The organism is Pseudarthrobacter sp. O4, from assembly GCF_050157025.1.
In the GTDB taxonomy this organism is placed as follows: Bacteria; Actinomycetota; Actinomycetes; order Actinomycetales; family Micrococcaceae; genus Arthrobacter.
The window spans coordinates 1,581,525-1,602,605 of the sequence record NZ_CP189591.1; the positions used below are offsets into that span (position 1 = coordinate 1,581,525).

Genomic DNA, 21,081 nt, shown 5'->3' on the forward strand with positions numbered 1-21,081 from the left:
AACCCCCGGAATCTCAAGGATTCCGGGGGTCTTGCCTGTAGCGGTGGGGAGGCTCGATCTCCCGACCTCACGATTATGAGTCGTGCGCTCTAACCAACTGAGCTACACCGCCACAAATGAGGAAAACCTGCGCTAAGCCGGTCAAAACCGCCTTGACACAGGCCCTCATTCAGAGCCCCCCACCGGAATCGATCCGGTGACCTCGTTCTTACCAAGAACGCGCTCTACCACTGAGCTAGGGGGGCAACGAGTAAATACTCTACCGGAAGATTGCCCGCTCAACAAATCGGCTCCCGGGCCGGACCGGACCCGCCGAAAACAGCGGATATCCGGGGCCCCAGGGGCCTCCGGTCGGCCTCCGGACGGCCCAGGAACGGACCCGGGAACGCCCTCCGGGGCGGATGTGACGAAGCGAACTTTTAAGCAAGGACGGGCCGGCTGGAAGCCGGCCCGTCCTCAGTTCACCTTAGAAGCAGTGCTTACCACTTGTTCCGGGGCTTGAAGCCACCTTCGGTACGCGGCTTGCGGGAGTCGGAGCCGACTCCACGTTCGGCGCGGTCGCTGAAGGAGCGTCCGCCACGGTCGGCGGAGGACCGCTCGCCGTCGGTCTTGCGGAATTCGCGCTTGAAGCCGCCGTTGCCCTTGAAGTTGCCGCCACGGTCGCTGCCGCCGGAGAAGCCACCGCGGTCGCCGCCGCGGCTGCCGCCCTGGTAGCCACCGCGGTCGCTCGCTGGTGAACGGCCCTTGTCCAGCTCGAGGTGGATCAGCTCGCCGCCGATCCGGGTGCGGGACAGTGCCTTCAGCTGGTCGGAGCTCAGGTCCGCCGGGAGCTCCACGAGGGAGTGGTCCGCACGGATGTCGATGCCGCCGATCTGGGCCGAGGAAATGCCGCCTTCGTTGGCAATGGCGCCAACGATGGAACCCGGCATGACGCGCTGGCGGCGTCCGACGGCGATCCGGTAGGTCGCGTTCCCCTCCGTCAGGGTGCGGGTCGGGCCACGTGAGCCGAAGCCGTCCTTGGCGCGCTCGCGCTTCTGGAATTCAGGAGCGGCGGGCAGTTCCTTGACCAGGAGCGGCTGACCGCCCTGGGCCATGACGGCCAGTGCGGCCGCGATCTCCGACGCCGGAACGTTGTGCTCTTCCTCGTAGGAGGAGATGAGGTCACGGAAGGCTGCGACATCCTCGGACTCGAGCGTCTCCGTGATGCGCTCGGCGAACTTGCCCAGGCGCAGCGTGTTGACGGTTTCGGCGGTGGGCAGGTGCATCTGCTCCACCGGCTGGCGGGTTGCCTTCTCGATGGAACGCAGCAGGTACTTCTCCCGCGGCGTCATGAACAGGATCGCGTCGCCGGAACGTCCTGCACGGCCGGTGCGGCCGATGCGGTGGACGTAGGACTCGGTGTCGTGCGGGATGTCGTAGTTGACCACGTGGCTGACGCGCTCAACGTCCAGGCCGCGGGCCGCGACGTCGGTAGCGACGAGGATGTCGATCTTGCCGTCGCGCAGGGCCTCGACCGTGCGCTCACGCTGCTGCTGCGGGATGTCGCCGTTGATGGCGGCAGCCTGGAAGCCGCGGGACCGCAGCTTGTCGGCGAGGTCCTCGGTGGCCATCTTGGTCCGCACGAAGGCGATGACGCCCTCGAACTCTTCGACCTCAAGGATGCGGGTCAGCGCGTCCAGCTTGTGCGGGCCCATGACCTGCAGGTAGCGCTGGCGGGTGTTGGCGCCCGTAGTGGTCTTGGACTTGACCTGGACCTCGGCCGGGTTGTTCAGGTACTGCTTGGACAGCCGGCGGATCTGGCTCGGCATCGTGGCGGAGAACAGCGCAACCTGGCGGCCCTCGGGGGTCTGCTGGAAGATCTGCTCGACGTCTTCGGCGAAGCCCATGCGGAGCATCTCGTCAGCCTCATCCAGCACCAGGTACTGGAGTTCGGACAGGTCGAGGGAACCCTTGGCGATGTGGTCGATGACGCGGCCGGGGGTACCGACAACAACCTGGGCGCCGCGGCGCAGACCGGCCAGCTGGGGACCGTAAGCGGAGCCGCCGTACACCGGGAGGACGGTGAAGTCATCGATGTGCTTGGCATAGGAAGTGAAGGCCTCGGCAACCTGGAGCGCGAGCTCGCGGGTGGGAGCCAGCACCAGGGCCTGGGTCTTGCGGGACGGGCCGTTGAGGTCGTGGAGCTCGGCCAGGCGGGAGAGTGCCGGTACTGCGAATGCTGCAGTCTTACCGGTACCGGTCTGGGCCAGGCCCACGACGTCGCGGCCTTCGAGCAGCAGCGGGATGGTTGCTGCCTGGATCGGGGACGGCTTCTCGTAGCCGACGTCCTGCAGGGCAGCGAGGACACGGCCGTCGATGCCGAGATCGACGAACTTGACGCCTTCATCTTCGGTGTCTTCGTCCCTGGCCGGAGCGGCCTTGGTCTCGGTGGCCTCTTCGGCAACAGGAGCCTCGGCGACAGCAGCTTCGGCAACAGGAGCTTCGGTGAAGGCAGGAGCCTCGGCAACAGCCGGAGCCTCCGTGAAGGCAGGAGCCTCGGTGAATACCGGGGACTCGGCTGCGGGGGCAGCCGTTTCAGAAGTCTCGACGTCGCTCTGAACGGTTTCGGTGTCGACGGAGTTGTTCTGATTTTCGGGCATAGGTGAAATTTCCTCATCCATAGGGGCCAGGCGGCACAACCCGAGGTGAGCGGAGCCGCAGTACGCGTGACCAAAAGCGTGCCGGGCATACTTTGACCGGCCGGTCACATAGAAGTCCGGCGCTTTCGCAATCCCGTGGCAGGACTTCCCGCTGCATCTCTTGGCTGCTATCCCAGCAGTCTGTACAGCGTTTTCTTTAGCCGGCTCTCCCTATGAAAATGCCCGCATCACAATTTGCGGGCCCCAACACTTGCCAGTCCTGCCTCAAGAATTGGGCAGGAATAAGGGATTTCCGGAGTGGGGGATATTTCAAGTGTAGGGCATTGATCCGCGCAAGGGTAACCCGGGAGGCCGACGGCGGCGGTGAGCTTGCCCACATAGGCCGCCTGGCGCGGGCGTCCGGGACGGTCCGTCAGACGCCCAGCCGGCGCTGCAGCCGTTCAAATTCCTCGTGGTACTCGGGCTGGAGCCGGATCTGGCGGTCGGCGTCCGCGTCCCGCAGGGCCTCCATGTCCTCCACCGTAGGATCGCTGAACCACTTGCCGATCGTCACCCCGTGCGTCGGGACGAAGATCCGGTGGATGTGGTCCCCGGCCTGGATGCTCCCGGTGCGGACCACCCGGAGATAGGTGCCCACCCTGCCGGCCTCGCCGAATCTCTTGACCCACTCAGGCTCGTGCATCCGCCGCTGGAAGGTCGCGCAGGGCACGCGGGGCGAGGTCACCTCCACCTCGACGTCCAGTCCGATCTTCCAGCGTTCGCCGATGATGGCGTTGGTTGCATCGATTCCGGCGATGCGGAGATTCTCGCCAAAGATACCCGGCGGCAGCTCGCGCTGTAGCTCCTCCGCCCAGTAGTCTGCATCCTCCTGGGAGTAGGCGTAGAGCGCCTGATCCTCGCCGCCGTGGTGGACCCGGCTGGCCTGGATATCCCCGTGCAGGCCGAGCTTGTGCACCCGGACAGGCCCGTCCACGGGTCGTTTGTCGATCGCGGTCACGCCGACGCTGCCGGGGTCAGTCAGCAGCTGGTGTACCCGGCAGACGGCAAGCAGAGATGCGGTGTCCATGCCACCAGTGTAGGCCTGCGCCCAGTGGCCGGTCCCGATCGCAGACAAGGGCAGCACTTTCCGTCGCCCCGGATCGGGAAGCCGGTTAGGCTGACGTCGGGAAGTCTTCCGCGGACAGGTACGTCCTGCGGGCATACGTAAGGGGGACGATTTGGGCAGGGATGAGCACCCGGACGAGCCGCGGCAGGACCGGAAGCAGCCCCCGTGGCAGGTCCCGCAGCCGGAACTGCGGCCCGAGCTGCAGAACCCTCCCGGTCAGCCCGCGCAGCCGGGACTTCCCGAGGACCCAACCCCGCCCGGCGCCGTCTTTGACCCCTTCGCCCGGGAACGGGAACGGGAACGCGAGCTGGCGGGCGCGGCGGCGCGGAAGAAACGATCGCAGCGCCGCACCGTCGTCGTCGGGCTGGGCGTCACGGCGCTCCTGGCCGGCACGATCACCGCCATGGTGGCCAGCAACGAGGCCGAGGCCGAGTACGCCCAGGTGTGCTTCAACGATGACACCGGCGAGCGCGTCGATGACACGCAGTGCGACAACAGCAGCACGGACGGCCGCAGCTCCGGCATCTATGCCTGGTACTTTTACTCCCGTGGCGCCAGCGTCCCCGGTGTGGGCCAGAACCGGGCAGGCTACCCCAGTTACACGAGGACTGTCCCGTCCGGGGCGAAGACGTCCACGGGGTACAGCTCCAAGGGCGGCACCGTCAGCCGGGGCGGCTTCGGCAGCAGCTCCAAGGGCGGAAGCACGGGAGGCTAGGGATGGAACGACTGATCTCCGCGCCGAGGCCGGACTGGAAAGAGCGGATCGAACAGCAGGGCCTGGTCTTTTCCACCACCGCGCTGCCCGACGGCACAAATGTCGAGTACTGGCACGAGGCCGCCTACTACGAATTCACCATGGACGAGGTGGAAACCCTGGAACAGACCGCCGAGGACATGCACCGCATGTGCCTTGAAGCCGCGAAGTTCCTCGCCACCGGGGCCATGGGCACCATTGGGATCGGGCCGCAGGCACTGGAATTGGCGGCCGAATCGCTGCAGGCCGGTGACGTGGACGTCTACGGCCGCTTCGACTTCGTCTACGACGGCCAGGGCGGGCCGGCCAAGATGCTCGAATACAACGCAGATACCCCCACGGGGCTCATCGAGGCCGCCGTCGCCCAGTGGTTCTGGCTGCAGGACGTCTTTCCCGAAAAGGACCAGTGGAACGGCATCCATGAGGCTCTGATCCGGCAATGGAAGAAGCTGCAGTACCGCACGGGCATGAGCACTCTCCACGTCGCCATTCCGAGGCCGAGCAATCCGGTGAGGACTGGATGACGGCGGCCTACATGCGGGACGTCGCGAGCCAGGCCGGCTGGACCACCATCGGGATCAACATGTCCGACATCGGCTGGGACCCTAACCTCAACCGCTTCGTGGACCTGGACAACTTTATGATCAGCACCTTGTTCAAGCTCTACCCCTGGGAACTAATGATGAAGGAGCCGTTCGGGCACCGGCTGCTCCAGCGCGCCCACAATCCGCGCTGGGTGGAACCGGCCTGGAAGATGCTCCTCTCCAACAAGGCCCTGCTCGCGGCGCTCTGGCACCTCTACCCGGACCACCCCAACCTGCTGCCGGCATACCTGGACGGCCCCGGCCCGCTCAAGGAATGGGTGGCCAAACCGCTGCACGGCCGGGAAGGGGACAACATCAAAATCCACGCCGCAGGCATCAACCTGGAACAGCCCGGCGGCTACGGCCGGGAAGGCTGGTGCTACCAGCAGTTCCACGCCCTGCCCGATTTCGAAGGCAACCGCCCGGTGCTGGGGCTGTGGGTGGTCGACGGCGAATCCGTCGGCTGCGGCATCCGCGAATCCGACGGCCCCATTACCGACTACTTCTGCCGCTTCGTGCCGAACACCATCGACGCTCCGGCCCCCCTCTCCCCGGCCTCGAACCAGACTCACTCCAGCAAGGCAGGTATCGCCCTATGAACCCGGTGACACTATGAACACAGAGACGACGACGGCGGCCGGCGGCCCCGGGGGTCCGGCGGCCGTTCCCGCCAAGGGACTGCGCGCCGGGATCCTGGACCTCGGAGACTCCGTCATGCTGGGGCTGGCCTCCACCGCGCCGGTCTATTCGCTCGCGGCGACCCTGGGCCTGATCGTGGCCGTGAACGGCAATTACACTCCCTTGATCCTGCTGCTGGGCTTCGTGCCCGTGCTCTTCATCGCCTACGCCTTCCGTGAGCTCAACAGCGCCATGCCGGACTGCGGGACCACGTTCATCTGGGCCCGCCGGGCCTTCGGTCCGTGGGCCGGCTGGCTGGGCGGCTGGGGCGTGGCCCTGGCCGGCGTCGTGGTCCTGGCGAACCTTGCCCAGGTCGCCGGGCAGTACCTGTGGCTGCTGATCGGCGACGGTTCCCTGGCCGGAAACAGCCTCGTGGTCACCGCCACCGGCGTACTGTTCATCGTCTTCATGACCCTCGTGAACTACCGCGGCATCCGCCTGGGGGAGCATGTCCAGCGGGTTCTGACCTACGTGCAGTATGTCCCGCTGGGCATCTTCGCTGCCGCGATAATTTTTCGGATCGCGGGCGGCGCGCCCGGCGGGGCCACAACCGGCCAGGCCTTCGACCCCGAGTGGTTCAACCCGGCGGGCGCCTTTGCCGATCCGGGCGCCGTGGTGCACGGCGCCCTGCTGGCACTTTTCATCTACTGGGGCTGGGACACCTGCCTCGCGGTGAACGAGGAGACGGAGAACCCCTCCACGACGCCCGGCCGCGGCGCCGTCATTTCGGCGTTTGTCCTCGTGGCGATCTACGTCTCCGTGGCCCTGCTGGTGATGATGTATGCCTCGGTGGGCACGGACGGGATCGGGCTGGGCAACGAGGCCAACCAGAGCGACGTCTTCCTCGCGATGAAGGACGTGGTGCTCGGTCCCTGGGGCTGGCTGATCGTCGTCGCCGTCCTGGCGTCGGTGCTGTCCTCGACGCAGACCACCATCCTTCCCACGGCCCGCGGCACCCTGTCCATGGGCGTGCACGGGGCACTGCCGCCGAAGTTCGGCGACGTCCACCCGCGCAACCAGACACCCGGATTCTCCACCCAGGTCATGGGCGCCGCGGCCGTTGCCTACTACGTGCTGATGAGCATCCTGAGCGAGAACCTGCTTGCCGACTCGATCAGCTCGATCAGCTTGTTCATCGCCTTCTACTACGCCCTGACCGGCTTCGCCTGCGTGTGGTACTTCCGCGCGACGCTGCGCAGTTCGGTCCGCAATCTCGGGTTCCGCGGCATCCTGCCCCTGCTCGGCGCACTCATGCTGACCGCGGCATTCTTCGTCTCGGCCGTGCAGATGTGGGATCCGGGGTACGGCGACACGCAGATCTTCGGCGTCGGCGGGGCCTTCGTCAGCGGCGTGGCTCTGCTGGCGCTGGGCGTCGTGCTGGCGGCCGTGTGCCGTTTCGCCCCGTCCACGCGGGACTACTTCCTGCAGCAGATGCCCGCGCCGGCCCGGATGTAGTCCGGGAGTACGGCTGCGGCCGTAGGATGCTGGCATGAGCCGTCCTTCTGAAGTTCCCGACGTTTCCGATGTCCTGGCGATCGATTCCCTGCTGAGCGCCGGGGAACTGGCGGTACGGGAGAAGGTCCGTGATTTCACCAACCAGCGGATCCGTCCGGGCATCGCGCGCTGGTATGACGAGGGTGTCTTCCCGCTGGAGCTGGCCCCGGAACTGGGCGAACTCGGCGTCCTCGGCATGCATCTGGAGGGTTACGGCTGCCCCGGCCGCACCGCCGTCGAATACGGCCTGGCCGCAATGGAACTGGAAGCGGGCGATTCCGGCATCCGCACCTTCGTGTCCGTGCAGGGTTCCCTCGCCATGACCGCCATCCACAAGTGGGGTTCCGAGGAGCAGAAGCAGGAGTGGCTCCCCCGGATGGCCGCCGGCGAACTGATCGGCAGCTTCGCACTGACCGAACCCGCCGCCGGCTCGGACCCCGCCTCGATGACGACTTTCGCCCGACGGGACAGCACGGGCGAGGACGCCGGCTGGATCGTGGACGGGGCCAAACGCTGGATCGGGCTCGCCTCAGTGGCGGACGTGCTGGTGGTCTGGGCGATGACAGACGACGGCGTCCGCGGCTTCCTGGTCCCTTCCGGAACCCCCGGCGTCACCGCGACACCGATCGGACAGAAGCTCTCGATGCGGGCCTCCATCCAGTGCGATATCACGTTCGACGGCGTCCGGCTGGGCCCGGAGGCGCTGCTGCCGGCGGCCCGCGGCCTTCGCGGCCCGTTCACCTGCCTCAACGAGGCGCGGTACGGGATCGCGTGGGGCGCGATGGGCGCGGCCCGGGATTCCTACGAGGCGGCGCTGAAGTATTCGCAGGAGCGGCTGCAGTTCGGCAAGCCCCTCGCCGGCTACCAGCTGACGCAGGAGAAGCTGGTCAATATGCTGCTGGAAATCCAGAAGGGCACGCTGCTGGCGCTGCAGCTCGGCCGGCTCAAGGACGGCGGACAGCTGCGGCCCGAGCAGATCTCACTGGGCAAACTGAACAATGTGCGCGAGGCGATAGCGATTGCCCGCGAGGCCCGCACCATTCTGGGCGCGAACGGGATCACCCTGGACTACTCCCCGCTGCGGCACGCCGCGAACCTCGAGTCGGTGCGCACCTACGAGGGCACCGACGAGGTCCACACCCTGGTCCTGGGCCAGCACATCACCGGGCTCGCCGCCTTCCGCTAGGACTGCCCGCGAGGGTCAAGCGCGTCTAGGCCGGGACCAGGACGGCTTCCCGCTTGCCGGCGTCCTTGCGGATGGTCGCGCTGATGACGGCGGCGATGGTGCACATCGCGGCGGCCCCGAACCAGGCGTAGGTGTACTGGCCCGTGGCGTCCCGGATGGCGCCTGCCGCCAGCGCCGCGGCGGCCGCCCCGAGCTGGTGGGCGGCGAACACCCAGCCGAACACCACGCTGCCGTCGGCTCCGAACACCTGGCGGCAGATCGCGGCGGTCGGCGGTACGGTGGCCACCCAGTCCAGGCCGTAGATCACCACGAACACGATCATGCTGGGCTGCACCGTGGCGCTGAGCAGCAGGGGAAGCACCAGCAGGCCGATCCCGCGGAACTGGTAGTACACCGCGAGCAGGATCCGCGGGTTGTACCGGTCGGTGAGCCAGCCGGAGGCGATGGTCCCGAGGATGTCGAAGATCCCGACGACGGCCAGCAAGCCTGCCGCGGTGGTTTCGGCCATGCCGTGATCGTGCGCGGAAGGGATGAAGTGTGTGCCGATCAGCCCGTTCGTCGTGGCGCCGCAGATGGCGAACCCGGCGACGAGGGCCCAGAAGGTCCGGACCTTGCTGGCCCGCTTGAGCGCCTGCAGTGCCCGCACGGCGGCGTTCCGGCGCGGTTCCGCGGGCTCCGCCGGGATTTCCGGCTCTTCCGTAGATGGTTCCCCGGCGTCTGGTTCCCCGGCGGCTTCCGACTCGGCACCGTAAGGCAGCACGCCGGCGTCGGCCGGTGAGTTCTTGAGGAATTTCAGCACGAGCGGGACGACGGCCAGCGCGCCCGCGGCGATCAGCAGCGAGGCCTGGCGCCAGCCCGGGTCCTGGGCGAGCATGGCGATGAAGGGCAGGAAGACCAGCTGCCCGGCGGCGCTGCCAGCAGTGAGGATGCCGATCACCAGGCCGCGGCTCTTGGCGAACCAGGTGTTGGCGATCGTGGCGGCGAAGACCAGTGCCATGGAACCCGTACCCAGCCCGATCAGCAGCCCCCAGGTGAGCAGGATCTGCCAGGACTGGTTGACCAGGACGGTCAGGGCGCTGCCGGCCCCGATCAGCACGAGCGCCACGGACGTGACGGCGCGGATGCCGAAGCGTTCCATCAGGGCCGCGGCGAACGGTGCCGTGAGGCCGAAGAGCACGAGGTTGATGCTGACGGCGGAGGAGAGCACCGTGGTGGACCAGCCGAATTCGTTCTGCAGCGGCACCATCATCACCCCGGGCGCGGCCCGGAAGCCCGCGGCGCCGACCAGCGCGAGGAAAGCGACCGCCGCGACGATCCAGGCCGGGTGCAGCCGCCGCTTGGGGACCTGCCGGGGGCGTTGCCGAGGGGTGGTTTTGGGCGCGCTCATGCCGCGGTTCCGTTCTGGGAGGGGGCCTTGAGGGACGTGACCGGGGTGGAGGTGGCGAGGGGTACGGGCTCGGTGGTGCGGGTGAGGCTGTGCCAGCTGGTGTTGTCCGCCGTGAGCCGTTCCCCGCAGGCCGTGCACGTGTCGGCGGAGGAGGTGCGGGCCCCGCAGCCCGAATGGATAACGAACATGTGGGCCTGCTCGGACGGCGCGGGGAGATGCTTTTCGGCCCAGAGAACGACGGCGTTGAGCACCGGCAGTGCGTCTTCGCCTTTGGCGGTGAGGACGTACTCCTGGCGGGTGCGGCCGCCGTCGTCGTAGGGCCGGCGGGTGAGCAGCCCGGCGCCGACGAGCGCCGAGAGGCGTTTGGTCAGCACGGAATCCGCCGCCCCCAGCCGCGCCTTGATGGCGTCGAAGCGGCCGTTGCCGAAGAAGATCTCACGAAGGACCAGCATGCCCCAGGGGTCGCCCAGGATGTCCAGGCCGCGGGCCATGCTGCAGTTCCGCGCGGACCAGTCGGATCGAAGTGCCATGCCGAAACCCTAGCTGACTACGTTCAAGAAAGCTAGACCCGAAGCCGAACGGACACGTCGCGCCCGACTTTTCCCGATTCGCGGGCGCGAACTGCCCGCTCGGGGTGGCGTGGGGAGGGGTGGCGTGGGGATGGGCGGGGAGGGGTGGGAGCGGCCGTGTCTACTGCGCCTGGCGCAGGGGTGTCCGGGAGGGCCGGTAGGCCAGCGCCCAGTAGGCCAGCACGGCGATGCCGCAGACCACGCCCAAGCTCGCGACGATGAGCTGCCACTGGGTCTGCGGATCCTTGCCCCACTCCTGCGCGCCGGCCATCACCGAAAGGTACTTGGGCGTCAGGTAGAACGCGACGGCGGTGGCGGCGACGATGATCCAGCCGGCCAGCCGCATCTTCCCGTCCCGGGACGGCACCCGGTGGATCGCGAAGCCCATCGACGGCAGCGCCACGGCCATCCAGACCCAGTGGTGGGACCAGGACACGGGGCTGACCAACAGCATCAGCACAGCAGTGGCGGACACGGCCACGAAGTTCTCGTCCGCGTCCACCGCCCACTTGACCACCAGCGCTGCCACCGCGGCCAGGGCCAGGGAGACCACCAGCCACAGGACGCTGGTCACGCCGGAGTCGGGCAGGCCCAGATGCAGCAGCAGGCCCTTGACGGAGAGGTTATCCACGTAGGCCGGTCCGCCGATCCGCCCGGTGTCCGGCAGGATCTTGGTCCAGAACGTGACCGAGGCCGTCGGCAGCAGGGCCCAGGCCGCCGCGATGGAGCCGAAGAAGCCGGCGGCCATCCAGCCGAGCGCCTTGAAGTCGCGGCGGACCAGGAAGTACAGCCCGAACGCGAGCGGGGTCAGCTTGATCCCGGCCGCAATGCCGATCAGCAGCCCGGCAGGCCAGCGGATTTCCCCGGCCCGGACCTTTCCGTGCAACGCGAAGTCGGCCAGGATCAGGCCCATCAGGATGATGTTGATCTGGCCGAAGTCGAAGGTGTCCCGCCAGGGTCCCAGCAGCAGGATCGCCGCGGTGCCGGCGAGAGCCATGGCCCGGAAGCGCCAGTCGGCCACCGCGTCCCGCCAGCGGCCGAGGCGGAAGTAGTGCCGTGCCAGCCACGCGGAGACAATCGCGGCGCCTAGCAGCGCCGTGGTGATGAAGACCAGGCTGCCCGCGTCCTGGCCGAGCGAGGCGAGCGCCGCGAATAGGAGCGCGGCGAACGGCGGATAGGTGAACGGCAGCCCGTCCCGCGGGGCATAGAGCTCGTTGACGCCGGTCTCGCCGGTCTGCAGCACCCGGCTGCCGCCGTAGAAGTAGACCTCGAAGTCGTTCATCAGCGGGGTGTAGGCGCTGTACAGCACCACCAGGGCGGCGACGACGGCGAGCGCGCCGGCCGCCGTCGCGAGCCAGCCGCGGGTGGTTGAGGACTTGGCCCTGGCGGTGGTGGTCACTGCTTGCTAGCTGCCTGACTCGAGGCCGGCGAGGGCCTGCTCGAGGTCGGCGATGAGGTCCTCGACGTCCTCGATGCCGCAGGAGAGGCGGATCAGGTTGACCGGGACCGCCAGCTCCGTGCCCTTGACCGAGGCGTGCGTCATTTCGGACGGGTAGTTCATGAGGGACTCGATGCCGCCGAGGGACTCGGCGAGGGTGAACACGGAGGTCGATTCGGCCACCTTGCGTGCCGCCGCCTCGCCGCCCTTGAACTGCACCGAGATCATGCCGCCGAACTTCTTCATCTGCTTTTTGGCCAGCTCGTGGCCGGGGTGCGAGGGCAGGCCCGGGTACAGCACGGCTTCCACCTCGGGGCGCTGCAGCAGCCACTCGGCCACGGCCTGGGCGTTGTCGCTGTGCCGGTCCATCCGGACGCCCAGGGTCTTGAGGCCGCGGGTGGTGAGGAAGGCGTCCATCGGGCCGGACACGGCGCCGACGGCGAACTGCACGAAGCCGATTTTCTCGGCCAGTTCCGCGTCGTTGACAATGATCGCGCCGCCGACGACGTCGGAGTGCCCGCCGATGTACTTGGTGGTCGAGTGCACCACGACGTCGGCGCCGAGGGCCAGCGGGGTCTGCAGGTACGGCGAGGCGAAGGTGTTGTCCACCACGAGGAGGGCGCCGGCGTCGTGTGCCAGCTTGGCGAGGGCCTCGATGTCGGTGATTTTCATCATCGGGTTCGACGGTGTCTCCACCCACACGAGCCGGGTCTTGCCGCCGTCGGATCCGCCCGCAGCAATGGCCTTGGCCACGGCGTCGAGATCGGACATGTCCACCGGGGTGTTGCCGATGCCCCACTCCCCCAGGACCCGGCTGATCAGCCGGTAGGTGCCGCCGTAGGCGTCGTTGCCGAGCACGATGTGGTCGCCCGGCCGGGTCAGGGCGCGGATCATCGAGTCCTCGGCGGCGAGGCCGGAGCTGAAGGAGAACGCGGAGGTCCCGCCTTCCAGCGCGGCCAGCTGTTCCTGCAGCGAGTCACGGGTGGGGTTGGTGCCCCGGCCGTATTCGTAGCCGGCGCGCAGCACGCCGATCGCCTCCTGGGCGTAGGTGGAGGAGAAGTGGACCGGCGGCACGACGGCGCCGGTGCGCGGCTCGAAGGCCTGGCCGGCATGCACGGCGCGGGTGTTGAAGCCTGTGTTTTTGGAGGCGGTGCTTTTTGAGGACGAGTTTTCTGCCAAAGACATGTGCGGTCCTTTCGGCCGGTGTCCGGGGCGCCCGGGAAGGGCGGGTCCGGGCTCCGGTTCAGTTGCGGAGGTCAGTTGCTGCGGTCAGTTGCTGAGGTAGGCGAGGAGGTCGTGGCGGGTCAGGATCCCCACCGGAGCGCCGACGAAGGTCACCATCAGGGTGTCGGTGTCGGAAAGGAGCTCGCGGGCCGTCGAGATCGATTCGAGCGAACCGATCACGGGCAGCCGCGGTTCCATGTGTTCGGAAATCTTGTCCGTCAGCTTCGCCTCGCCGCGGAAAAGCTTGGCCGTGAGGGTGCGTTCGTCGACGGCGCCGAGCACCTCGCCCATCACCACCGGCGGCTCCTGGGACAGCACGGGGATGTGCGAGACGCCGTACTCGTTCATGATGTTGATGACGTCGCGCACGGTCTCGTTGGGGTGGATATGCACCAGGTCCGGCAGTTCGCCGGTCTTGGACTTGAGGACTTCCCCCACGGAGGCTTCGTCGCCGCTGGCGAGGAAGCCGTAGGAGCGCATCCACTGGTCGTTGAAGATCTTGGCCAGGTAGCCCCGGCCGGAGTCCGGCAGGATCACGACCACGACGACATCGTCCGGCAGGTCCTTGGCGACCTCCAAGGCGGCGACGACGGCCATGCCGGAGGAGCCGCCCACCAGCAGGCCTTCCTCGCGGGCCAGCCGGCGCGTCATCGCGAAGGAATCGGCGTCGCTGACGGCGATGACGGCGTCCGGAACGGATTTGTCGTAGTTGGCGGGCCACATGTCCTCGCCGACGCCCTCGACGAAGTACGGCCGGCCGGTGCCGCCGGAGTAGACCGAACCCGCCGGGTCGGCGCCGATGATCCTGACCACGCCGCCGTCGGCCGCGGGACGCGCGGCGGAGATTTCCTTCAGGTACCGGCCGGTGCCGGTGATCGTGCCTCCGGTGCCGGCGCCGATCACGCAATGCGTCACCCGGCCGTCGGTGTCCTGCCAGATTTCCGGGCCGGTGGATTCGTAGTGGCTGGCCGGGGCCGCCGGGTTGGAGAACTGGTCCGGCTTATACGCTCCGGGAATCTCCGTGACCAGCCGGTCCGAGACGCTGTAGTAGCTTTGCGGGCTGTCAGGGGGGACGGACGTCGGCGTGACCACTACTTCGGCGCCGTAGGCCTGAAGCACGGCCCGCTTGTCCTCGCCGACCTTGTCCGGGACCACGAAGATGCACCGGTAGCCCTTCTGCTGGGCCACGAGCGCCAGGCCGACGCCGGTGTTGCCGGAAGTAGGTTCCACGATGGTGCCGCCGGGCAGGAGCTTGCCGGTGCGTTCGGCTTCCTCGATCATCTTCACCGCGATGCGGTCCTTGATGGAACCGCCGGGGTTCAGGTATTCCAGCTTCACCAGGACCGTGGCCCCGATGCCGTCGGTAACGTGGTGCAGCTTGACGAGCGGCGTATTGCCGATGAGGTCCAGAACGGACTGGGCGTACTTCATAGGTACAAAGTTACCGTCTCCCCGGCCGCAGGCACGTTGCCGGCACTTCGCCGGCGGTCCCGCGGGCCGCGGGTGCGAGGATTGGGCGGTGACGAGCCGGCGCTGGCTGAAGAGAGTGAGAAGCTATCTGCTCCCCGTCGGCATGCTGCTGACCGGGGTCGCTGCGTTGGTTTCCGGCCTGTTGCCGGTGCTGGCGTTCCAGGAGCTGGCTGCCCGGACCGTGCCCGTGCTCGCGTTTGTGGTGGCCATGTCGCTCGTGACCGAGCTGGTCGACGACGCCGGGCTGTTCCGGGTGGTCACGGAGCGTCTCGCGGCGCTGGGCCGGGGCCGCGTGCTCCTGCTCTGGCTCCTCGTGATCGCACTCGCCACCGTGTCCACAGTGTTCCTGTCCCTGGACACGACGGCGGTGCTGGTGACACCCGTCGTCGTGCTGCTGGCCGTCCACGCCCGGATCCCGCCGCTGCCGTTCGCGCTGACCACCATCTGGTTGGCCAACACCGCGTCGTTGCTCCTGCCCGTGTCCAACCTGACCAACCTCCTGGCCCAGGACCGGCTCCGGCTCAGTCCGGCCGGGTTCGCCGGACTGGTCTGGGCCCCGGCGCTCGTGGGCATCCTGGTCCCGCTGGGGCTGCTTTGGCTGGCTTTCCGGAAGGACCTCCGCGGCCGCTACGGCCCGCAGCCGGTCCACAAAGTCCGGGACCGGGTGCTGCTGTATTCGGCGGCGGGCGTGATGCTGCTCCTGCTTCCGGCCCTGATCTCCGGTGTTCCGGTCCAGATTCCGGCCATCGCCGCTGCGGTGGTCCTGCTGCTGCTGTTCCTGTGGCGCCGCCGTTCCGCGCTTCGCTGGTCGATGATCCCCTGGCGGCCGCTCATGCTCACTGCGGGACTGTTCATGGTGGTGGAGGCCCTGCACGCGCACGGACTGACGCGTTTCCTCTCGGGCATCGCCGGATCCGGGGAACGCCTGCCGGCGCTGCTGCAGCTGGCCGCACTGGGCGCGGGTGCCTCGAACGCGGTCAACAATCTCCCTGCCTATCTGGCGCTGGAACCGGTGGGCGGCTCCCCGGCACGGCTCGCAGCCCTGCTGATCGGGGTCAACCTCGGGCCGCTCGTGACACCGTGGGCGTCCCTGGCGACGCTGCTCTGGCACGAGCGGCTCCGCACGCTCAACGTCGAGATCCGCTGGGGCGGCTTCGCCCTGGCCGGCCTCGCCGCCGTCGTGCTCACGGTGCCGCTGGCGGTCCTGGCGCTCTGGCTCGTGACGGGGATGCGCTGAGTCCCTCAGGCGCCGGGCGCGAGCAGCCCGCCCGGCACGGGCATCAGGCGCCGATGTCGTTCCCGGCGGCAGCGGTGCCGGCGGTGGAGGCAGCGCCGCCTTCAGGCACGGCGTTCTGCCAGAGGCCGACTATGTTGCCTTCGGTGTCCTTGAAGTAGGCAGACCACCCCATACTGCCCACTTCCTGCCGCGGCATGACCGTGCTTCCGCCCAGGGCATTGATCGACTCCAGCGCGGCGTCGATGTCGTCGACGTCCACAGTCACCACGGGAGAGGTGACGGTTCCTTGACGGCGGAACATGCCGCCGTTGATGGAGCCCGGAACGGAAGGCATGCCTGATTCGTCCGTCGGCGTTGTCTGGATCATGGTGTAGCTCAGCTCCGGCATCGGATTTACGGTCCACCCGAACGCCGAGCTGTAGAACTTCCCCGCGCGGACTTCGTCGTCGGCGGGGATCTCGAAGTGCACTACTCCTCGGGCCATTACGCTCACCTGATATTCCAAAGTTGGCCAGAAAGGCCAGGCGCGGGCGGTCCGCGCCACAACCGGAGTCTAATACCGGGCACCCGCGGAGTTAAGAGCCCTTTGGCCCACGCCGCCTGCCCGCGGATCCGGTGCCTGTCAGTCGTTCATGGGAACATGTTTGAATGACCATCGCAGACGTCCCCGCGGGCTTTGCCGCCGCGGCGGACGCTTCGTCGCGGTGGCATCCGGGCGGTCCTTTCGACCTGATGCAGACCCTCGGCACGCTCCTGCGAGGCCACGGCGATCCCTCCATCCGCACCGCCCCGGACGGGGTCTGGCTGGCGTTTACGACGCCGTCCGGTCCGGCCACGCTTCGTCTCAGCGGCGCCGGCCCGCGGGCGGACCCGGCCGTCGATGTGCAGGCCTGGGGTCCCGGCGCCGTCGATGCCGTAGATTCCGTACCGCGCATGTTGGGGCGCGACGACGACTGGTCCGCCTTTGATGAGCCCGCTTTCCACGCCACGCTGCCCCTGATGGTGGTTGAAGCCCGACGGCGGAACCGGGCCGTGCGGCTGCCCGCCACAGGCCGAATGATCGACTCGCTCGTGCCGACGATCCTGGAGCAGAAGGTCACTGTCATCGAGGCCCGCCGCGGGTACCGCTACCTGATGCACCGCTTCGGAACCCCCGCCCCCGGGGCCGGCACCGTCGCGCCCGCCAACTTGCTGGTCCAGCCAACGGCCGGGCAGTGGCTGCGCATTCCGTCCTGGGAGTGGCACAAGGCCGGCGTGGGGCCGCAGCGCTCGGCGGCCGTCATGCGGGCGCTGCGTTCCGCCGCCGCGCTGGAACGTCTCGCGGCCCTGCCGGCGGCGGAAGCGGGCGCGAAGCTGCAGACCATCCCCGGAATCGGGGCCTGGACCGCGGCCGAGGTGGTGCAGCGGACGCACGGCTGCCCGGATTCCATCGCTGTGGGCGACTACCATCTGGCGGCCTATGTGGGCGCGGCGCTGACCGGGCGCAGGACGGACGACGCCGGCATGCTGCGGCTGCTCGCGCCGTGGTCCGGCCACCGGCAGCGGGTGGTCCGGATGATCGGGTTGAGCGGCTTCCGGAAACCGACCTTCGGCCCGCGGATGACCATCCAGGACCACCGCGGCCACTGACGGCCGGCAGTCCCTACCCTCACAGCGGTGCTACAGGCCCAGTCTGGCCACGGCTTCCTGGCGCATGTCCACCTTACGGATCTTGCCGGAAACGGTCATCGGGAAGCTCTCGCGGACGTCGACGTACCGCGGGATCTTGTAATGCGCGAGCTTGCCGCGGCAGAACTCCGCCAAGGCGGCCGCGTCCAGCGGCGCTGCCCCGGGCTTCAGGATCACGCAGGCCATCAGCTCCTCGCCGTACCTGGCATCCGGGACACCGATCACCTGCACGTCCTGGATGTCCGGGTGGGTGTAGAGGAACTCCTCGATTTCACGCGGGTAGATGTTCTCGCCGCCGCGGATCACCAGGTCCTTGATCCGGCCCTCGATCACGAGGTAGCCGTCCTCGTCCATCCGGGCCAGGTCACCGGTGTGCATCCACCCTTCGGCGTCGATGGCCTCGGCGGTCTTGTCCGGCTGGTTCCAGTACCCCTTCATGACGGAGTAGCCGCGGGTGCAGAGCTCGCCGATCCCGCCGCGCTGCAGCACTTCCCCGGTCACCGGGTCCACGATCCGGTTTTCGAGCTGCGGCATGGTCCGTCCCACGGTCTCGGTGCGCTGGGCCATGGTGTCCACGCTCCGGGTCATGGTGGATACCGGGGAGGTCTCGGTCATGCCGTAACAGATGGCCACGTCCACCATGTTCATCTCCGAAATGACTCGGTTCATCACCTCGATGGGGCACAGCGACCCGGCCATCACACCGGTGCGCAGGGTGGAGAGGTCATAGGAGGCGAAGTCGGGCAGCGCCAGCTCGGCGATGAACATCGTGGGCACGCCATAGAGCGAGGTTCCGCCGAAGTCCTGCACGGCCTCGAGGGCCGCTGCGGGCGAGAATCCGCGTCCCGGGATGATGGCGGCGCCGCCGTGGCTGAGGGTGGCCAGGTTCCCGATCACCATGCCGAAGCAGTGGTAGAAGGGCACCGGGAGGACGACGCGGTCGTGCTCGGTGTAGTCCAGCAGTTCGCCGATCGAGTAGCCGTTGTTGAGGATGTTGTGATGCGTGAGCGTGGCCCCCTTGGGGAAACCCGTGGTTCCGGAGGTGTACTGCAGATTGATGGCGTCGTGCGGGTCCAGTTCCGCCATACGCGCCTTCAGGGCCGAATGCGCGACGTCGTCAGCCCGCTTGAGCAGCTCCGCGTAGGTCCGCTCCGCCTCGCTTTCCGGGATGCCGGCGGTGAGCCCGGCCAGTCCGGCGTCGGGCAGGAAGACCAGCTCACGCAGTTCGGGGCATTCGGCCAGCGCCTGCCGGGCCATGCCGGTGTAGTCGCTGTTCCGGTCCGACGGTGCCGCGACCAGCATGCGCATGCCGTTCTGCTTGACTACGAACTCCAGCTCGTGGCTGCGGTAGGCGGGGTTCACGTTGACCAGGATTGCCCCGACCTTCGCCGTCGCGTACTGCAGGATGGTCCATTCGGCGCAGTTCGGGCTCCAGATGCCCACCCGCTCGCCCGTGGCCACGCCGAGGGCCAGCAGCGCGCGGCCGACGCGGTCGACGTCGTCGTTCAGTTTGGTGTAGCTCCACCGTCGCGCTTCCTCACCCGGCACCGCGGCGGCCTCGATCAGGGCGTCGTGGAAGGGAAACCTCGCGACGATCCGTTCGAAATTCTGGCCGATGGTTTCCTCGAGCAGCGGGACGTCAGTGTCCCCGGCTGTGTAAGCAAGCATGGTGTGACGCTACCAACAGACCGGCGGCAAAAGAAGAGCGATGCTTGGAAGTCCTACGAAATGTTCCGGCGTGGATGCCACGGCCCGGTATTGTGAAAAGCATGAGTGCACCCGTTGACCTTCAGGCCATTTTCATCCCCAACGACGGCGAGTTCTTCCGCGTGAAGCTCGCGCTGGAAATCGCGATTGACGAGGTGGTGGCCGAACCGGGCTGCATCCGTTACGAGCTCACCGAGGCCAGCGACGACAAGCTGGTGCTGACGGAACAGTGGGCCTCGCAGGCCGACCTGGACACCCACTCCAAGGGCACCGCGGTCCAGGACCTCAACGAGTCCCTCAGCGCCCTGCTGGCCGAGCCTGTCAGGCTCGAGCGGCTCTAGCTAGCAGGGGCGCCCGGAAACCACGGAGCGGTGGTCGTCGCGCAGGCTGACGGCGACGACGATGACGTGGTGATCCCGAAGCTTCGTCGTTGGAGTAGTACTGGAAGGGTCCTAACTGAGGGGTGCTCAACCCGCTAGCTTGACCTAACCAGCGTGAACGGACGGCGACGACCAGTTGCCGCCGGCGCCGCCCTAAAATGTCGGTGCCTCCTGAGATGCTTTGGGTATGGATAGCAGAACAGCCTGGAGTGCGGAAAGCAGGGAGGCCGTGGCGGCCGTCGCCGCGTCCGCTGCTGTGCTTGCTGCCTTCACCGGCGCCGGCGAGGACCGCCCTGATCCGCCCGCCGCCGATCCGCTGCGGAACGCCGATCCGCTGCGGAATCTGGCGGATGCTTGCCTGGACGGTCTCGCCGAGGTGGCCCGGCTGGAAGCCCGGACCGCCGCGCTGAAGGTGAGGCTGGCCGCCGAATACGTGCAGGCGGCCAGGGCCCTGGCCTCACCCGCGGCGTCCCCGCAGGAACACACCGCCCAGGAGATGGCCCTGGTCGCCGAGGTCGCCTGTGTCCTGACCGTCAGCGAACGGACCGCCGGAGCCCTCCTGTCCGAATGCCAGGCCCTGACGACGGCGCTGCCGCTGACCCTGACGGCCCTTCAGGCCGGGACGATCTCCTGGCAGCACGCACGGATCATCGTCGACGAAACCAGCAGCCTGGATCCCGCCGGAGCGGCCGCGCTGGAAGCCCACTTCCTGGACCCCGGCGCCTCCAACCCCGCCCGCGGGTGCCGGGCCGGGGACCTCGTCCCGTCCCGGTTCCGCGCCAAGGCACGCGCCTGGCGGGAACGCCACCACCTGGTCAGCATCGAAAAACGCCACACCAAAAGCGCCGAGGACCGCCGGGTCGACTACACCCCGGACCGGGACGGCATGGCTCTCCGCCTACCTCCCGGCAGACACCGCCGCAGGGATCTGGGAACGGACCACCGCCGCCGCCCGCGCCCTCCAGGGCCCGGCCGAGGCCCGGCCCCTGCCAGCTCCGCGCCGACATCACCGCCACCTGGCTCCTCACCAGCCACACCACCGGCACCGGCACCACCAGCGGCGGAACGGCCGGCGGCGGAACCGGCACGGGCGGGGGTGTGGCCGGGGGCGTGGCCGGGGGTGTCCCGTCCCCGCGGGCGCAGGTCCTGATCACCGTCCCGGTCCTGTCCCTCCTGGCGACGGACCCATAGATTGTCAAGCCCTATAGATTGTCAAGCGGTGGTGAGATCGGTCGTCGTTGAAGACTTCACGAGCTGTGAAGCGTTTAGGGCAGCGGAGAACATCTTTCTTGGACAGGCCATCCGCGGTACGCCGGGCGAGATAGTCGATGGTTCGCGGATCGTAACGGAGCCGGCAGACCGCCATCAGGGTCGAGCTGGGTGTCGAGGGCGACGATCTCCTCACCCAGAGTATGGATCCGCCAGGAGAGGCTGCGCAGTGTCACCTTCGTGCCGTCGATGATCGTGGCGGCGGTGACGGCGCTCCAGCGGATCGAGGGCTGCCACCAGCCTCGCGCGTCTTGCCGTGCTCGGATGCAGCCGAAGCCCGATTACTATTCGG

General features: G+C 68.1%; 15 protein-coding genes, 2 tRNA genes and 2 pseudogenes. 8 read left to right on the plus strand and 11 right to left on the minus strand.

Annotated features, from left to right (window positions below; translation table 11 throughout):
* Nucleotides 1–38 precede the first annotated feature (38 nt).
* The 4 genes from ACQCSU_RS07200 to ACQCSU_RS07215 form a co-directional block, all read right to left on the minus strand.
* Nucleotides 39–112, minus strand: a tRNA-Met gene (locus ACQCSU_RS07200).
* A 61-nt stretch (nucleotides 113–173) separates the two neighbouring features.
* Nucleotides 174–245: transfer RNA gene (locus ACQCSU_RS07205), tRNA-Thr, on the minus strand.
* A 234-nt stretch (nucleotides 246–479) separates the two neighbouring features.
* Nucleotides 480–2,639, minus strand: a complete 2,160-nt coding sequence (locus tag ACQCSU_RS07210) for a DEAD/DEAH box helicase (protein ID WP_426979062.1) — start codon at nucleotides 2,637–2,639, stop codon at nucleotides 480–482.
* A gap of 412 nt (nucleotides 2,640–3,051) precedes the next feature.
* Nucleotides 3,052–3,705 (minus strand): MOSC domain-containing protein, encoded by a 654-nt coding sequence (locus ACQCSU_RS07215; protein ID WP_426979063.1) that lies wholly within the window; start codon nucleotides 3,703–3,705, stop codon nucleotides 3,052–3,054.
* A 151-nt stretch (nucleotides 3,706–3,856) separates the two neighbouring features.
* Here ACQCSU_RS07215 and ACQCSU_RS07220 point away from each other — a divergent pair, with 151 nt between their 5' ends.
* The 4 genes and pseudogenes from ACQCSU_RS07220 (at nucleotide 3,857) to ACQCSU_RS07235 (ending at nucleotide 8,440) form a co-directional block, all read left to right on the plus strand.
* Nucleotides 3,857–4,459, plus strand: coding sequence for a Tat pathway signal protein (locus ACQCSU_RS07220; protein WP_426979064.1), 603 nt, complete (start codon nucleotides 3,857–3,859; stop codon nucleotides 4,457–4,459).
* A 2-nt stretch (nucleotides 4,460–4,461) separates the two neighbouring features.
* Nucleotides 4,462–5,681: pseudogene (locus ACQCSU_RS07225) on the plus strand (glutathionylspermidine synthase family protein).
* A 13-nt stretch (nucleotides 5,682–5,694) separates the two neighbouring features.
* The gene (locus tag ACQCSU_RS07230) at nucleotides 5,695–7,215 is read left to right on the plus strand and encodes an APC family permease (RefSeq protein ID WP_426979065.1); all 1,521 of its coding nucleotides are present in this window, start codon (nucleotides 5,695–5,697) and stop codon (nucleotides 7,213–7,215) included.
* 34 nt (nucleotides 7,216–7,249) lie between these two features.
* A complete protein-coding gene (locus tag ACQCSU_RS07235) occupies nucleotides 7,250–8,440 on the plus strand; it encodes an acyl-CoA dehydrogenase family protein (protein ID WP_426979066.1) in 1,191 nt (396 codons plus the stop codon).
* A gap of 25 nt (nucleotides 8,441–8,465) precedes the next feature.
* Here ACQCSU_RS07235 and ACQCSU_RS07240 read toward each other — a convergent pair whose 3' ends face one another.
* From ACQCSU_RS07240 to ACQCSU_RS07260, 5 genes are all read right to left on the minus strand, one after another.
* A complete protein-coding gene (locus tag ACQCSU_RS07240; protein WP_426979068.1) occupies nucleotides 8,466–9,827 on the minus strand; it encodes an MFS transporter in 1,362 nt (453 codons plus the stop codon).
* Nucleotides 9,824–10,357 carry a winged helix-turn-helix transcriptional regulator gene (locus ACQCSU_RS07245; RefSeq protein WP_426979069.1) on the minus strand — a complete coding sequence of 178 codons (534 nt, stop codon included), beginning with the start codon at nucleotides 10,355–10,357 and terminating at the stop codon, nucleotides 9,824–9,826. The genes ACQCSU_RS07240 and ACQCSU_RS07245 overlap by 4 nt, the downstream gene beginning before the upstream one ends.
* Before the next feature lie 160 nt (nucleotides 10,358–10,517).
* Nucleotides 10,518–11,795: a glycosyltransferase family 87 protein gene (locus ACQCSU_RS07250; protein ID WP_426979070.1), complete on the minus strand. Its 1,278-nt coding sequence runs from the start codon at nucleotides 11,793–11,795 to the stop codon at nucleotides 10,518–10,520.
* Between the two features lie 6 nt (nucleotides 11,796–11,801).
* Complete coding sequence (locus ACQCSU_RS07255) at nucleotides 11,802–13,019, minus strand: cystathionine gamma-synthase (RefSeq protein ID WP_426979071.1); 1,218 nt, start codon at nucleotides 13,017–13,019, stop codon at nucleotides 11,802–11,804.
* An 84-nt stretch (nucleotides 13,020–13,103) separates the two neighbouring features.
* Nucleotides 13,104–14,489, minus strand: coding sequence for a cystathionine beta-synthase (locus tag ACQCSU_RS07260; RefSeq protein WP_426979072.1), 1,386 nt, complete (start codon nucleotides 14,487–14,489; stop codon nucleotides 13,104–13,106).
* Nucleotides 14,490–14,631: 142 nt separating this feature from the next.
* On the opposite strand from ACQCSU_RS07260, the gene ACQCSU_RS07265 reads away from it, so the two are divergent.
* A complete protein-coding gene (locus ACQCSU_RS07265; protein WP_426979738.1) occupies nucleotides 14,632–15,765 on the plus strand; it encodes an SLC13 family permease in 1,134 nt (377 codons plus the stop codon).
* Nucleotides 15,766–15,808: 43 nt separating this feature from the next.
* Here ACQCSU_RS07265 and ACQCSU_RS07270 read toward each other — a convergent pair whose 3' ends face one another.
* Nucleotides 15,809–16,249 (minus strand): VOC family protein, encoded by a 441-nt coding sequence (locus ACQCSU_RS07270; protein WP_426979073.1) that lies wholly within the window; start codon nucleotides 16,247–16,249, stop codon nucleotides 15,809–15,811.
* Between the two features lie 164 nt (nucleotides 16,250–16,413).
* On the opposite strand from ACQCSU_RS07270, the gene ACQCSU_RS07275 reads away from it, so the two are divergent.
* Nucleotides 16,414–17,394, plus strand: a complete 981-nt coding sequence (locus ACQCSU_RS07275) for a DNA-3-methyladenine glycosylase family protein (RefSeq protein ID WP_426979074.1) — start codon at nucleotides 16,414–16,416, stop codon at nucleotides 17,392–17,394.
* Nucleotides 17,395–17,424: 30 nt separating this feature from the next.
* Here the strand turns inward: ACQCSU_RS07275 and ACQCSU_RS07280 are convergent, their stop codons facing one another.
* Nucleotides 17,425–19,101, minus strand: coding sequence for an AMP-binding protein (locus ACQCSU_RS07280; RefSeq protein WP_426979075.1), 1,677 nt, complete (start codon nucleotides 19,099–19,101; stop codon nucleotides 17,425–17,427).
* A gap of 101 nt (nucleotides 19,102–19,202) precedes the next feature.
* Between ACQCSU_RS07280 and ACQCSU_RS07285 the strand changes: the two genes are divergently transcribed.
* Both ACQCSU_RS07285 and ACQCSU_RS07290 read left to right on the plus strand, forming a co-directional pair.
* Nucleotides 19,203–19,481, plus strand: a complete 279-nt coding sequence (locus tag ACQCSU_RS07285; protein ID WP_426979076.1) for a putative quinol monooxygenase — start codon at nucleotides 19,203–19,205, stop codon at nucleotides 19,479–19,481.
* 226 nt (nucleotides 19,482–19,707) lie between these two features.
* Nucleotides 19,708–20,696 (plus strand): annotated as a pseudogene (locus ACQCSU_RS07290) (HNH endonuclease signature motif containing protein); the annotation flags it as partial.
* Nucleotides 20,697–21,081: the final 385 nt, after the last annotated feature.